We start from the raw sequence: 1,949 nt of genomic DNA, 5'->3' as shown, positions 1-1,949 counted from the left end.
CTGACTGCACTGGCCAACTCACACACGCCAGCCAAGCCCAAGCGACCAACCGGACTCGTGCTCGCACCAACGCGTGAACTCGCCGAACAGATCGCTGCTGTCCTGACCCCGCTGGCTCGATCACTAGACCTCACCGTGATGACCATCTTTGGTGGGGTCAGTGCGGGCAAACAGATCTCGACCCTGCGGCGTGGAGTTGACATCGTCGTTGCCTGCCCCGGCCGCCTCAACGACCACATGCGATCGGGCAACATCACGCTGGATCGCGTGCAGGTTTGTGTCGTTGACGAGGCCGACCACATGGCTGACCTCGGCTTCCTACCGGACGTCCGTCGGATCCTGGATGCCACGCCGTCCGGTGGCCAGCGGCTGCTCTTCTCAGCCACCCTCGACCGGCAGATTGACGTCCTTGTTCGTCGGTACCTGAGCAATCCGTTGACTCATAGTGTCGACGGCGAACACTCGCCCGTCGCCGCAATGAATCACCATGTCCTGCATGTGCGCGACGACCAGCGTGTTTCGGTCATTTCTGAGCTGGCAGCGGCACCCGGACGTTCGATCGTGTTCACCCGCACCAAGCACGGTGCACGCAAGCTCACCAAGTCATTGACCCGCTCCGGAGTCCGAGCGGTGGAGATGCATGGCGACCTCAGCCAGGCCGCGCGCACTCGCAACCTCGCAGACTTCACCGCAGGGCGAGCGGTCACTCTGGTCGCGACAGATGTCGCCGCTCGAGGCATCCACGTTGACGACATCCAACTGGTCATTCATGCCGATCCGCCCGCCGAGCACAAGGCGTACCTGCACCGTTCAGGCCGCACCGCTCGCGCGGGTTCGGCCGGAACGGTCGTGACTGTCATGACCGATCAGCAACGGGCGCAAGTTCAAACGATCCTGCGAACCGCCAAGATCGACGCCACCACGACCCGGGCTCGCGGGGGCGATGACTTCATCTCCAGCCTGACCGGTCAAGCACGCCCTGCTGCCTTAACCAACCCGGCAGCCGCCACGGCGGGCGGTCAGCCGACGCTCCCATCGGGCTCAACCACCGGCGCCCGCAACTCGTCGCGAGAGGCAAGTGGCGCGGATTCCACGCGGAATCGTCGGCGATCGGGAACCGGCCAATCAGGCGCACAACGCCGTAGTCAAGGTCGCGATCAGCGCGGAAGCGGAGGCCAAGGACGCGGCGGATCCAGCGGCTCTGCGCGAGGTTCGAGCCAACGTGGGCGCTCAACTGCTCACTACTCAACCGGCGCCGGAAGTCGCTAAAGGGCTAGGTCACTCTGCGCTAACCACCTGTGACCCTTCCCATACGACTCGGGTCGACATGTCGGACATAGCGACTTTTGATGGCTTCTTTGTCCACAGATAGGGCACAGGTTATCCACAGTTGACTTGTCAACCATTTGAATTGCGCTCGGCGAACGTGCATGGTGCAGAACAGCCCCAGTGAATCGACCTGGGGCTCTTCTGTTCACCGACGTAGGGATCCGAATGAAAAAGCACGGCCTCCGCATGCTGGTCGCGTCTACCGCAGTAGCGATCCCACTGACCGCCGCTGGCCTGGCACCAGCGTCAGCCTCGGCTGTACCCACCTCGGTTGTTGCCACCTCAGTTGTCGCCACTGTGAAGGCACCGGCCAAGCGGGTTTCCCCGCGGGTCGCCGCAATCGTGCCCGCAAGCGTCGCCACCGGGCCGTCGAAGTGGCGCGGCGCGCCCCTGCGTCACCCGCGCGGCGGTCGTTTCTACGGGAGCGTGCGTCGGTGGGCGAACCTGGTGTCAGCGATCATGGTTGAGCATCGAATCAAGCAGAAGTACCTGCCGGGGATCTTGGCCCAGATTCAGCAGGAATCAGGCGGTAACCCCAAGGCTGCCAACCTGTGGGACAGCAACGCGAAGGCCGGCTATCCGTCACGGGGGTTGCTCCAAGTCATCGCGCCGACCTACCG

At 63.7% G+C, this 1,949-nt stretch carries 2 protein-coding genes; both read left to right on the top strand.

From position 1 onward, the window contains the following. Positions 1 to 1,269, top strand: a 1,269-nt coding sequence (locus KAZ48_10405; GenBank protein ID MBP7973202.1) for a DEAD/DEAH box helicase, incomplete at its 5' end; no start/stop codon positions are given. A gap of 225 nt (positions 1,270 to 1,494) precedes the next feature. Next, a partial coding sequence (locus KAZ48_10400) for a hypothetical protein (protein ID MBP7973201.1) occupies positions 1,495 to 1,949 on the top strand: 455 nt, incomplete at its 3' end.

The sequence above is a fragment of the Candidatus Nanopelagicales bacterium genome, from assembly GCA_018003655.1.
In the GTDB taxonomy this organism is placed as follows: Bacteria; Actinomycetota; Actinomycetes; order S36-B12; family UBA10799; genus JAGNDY01.
This window is presented reverse-complemented; position numbering and strand designations above follow the sequence as displayed.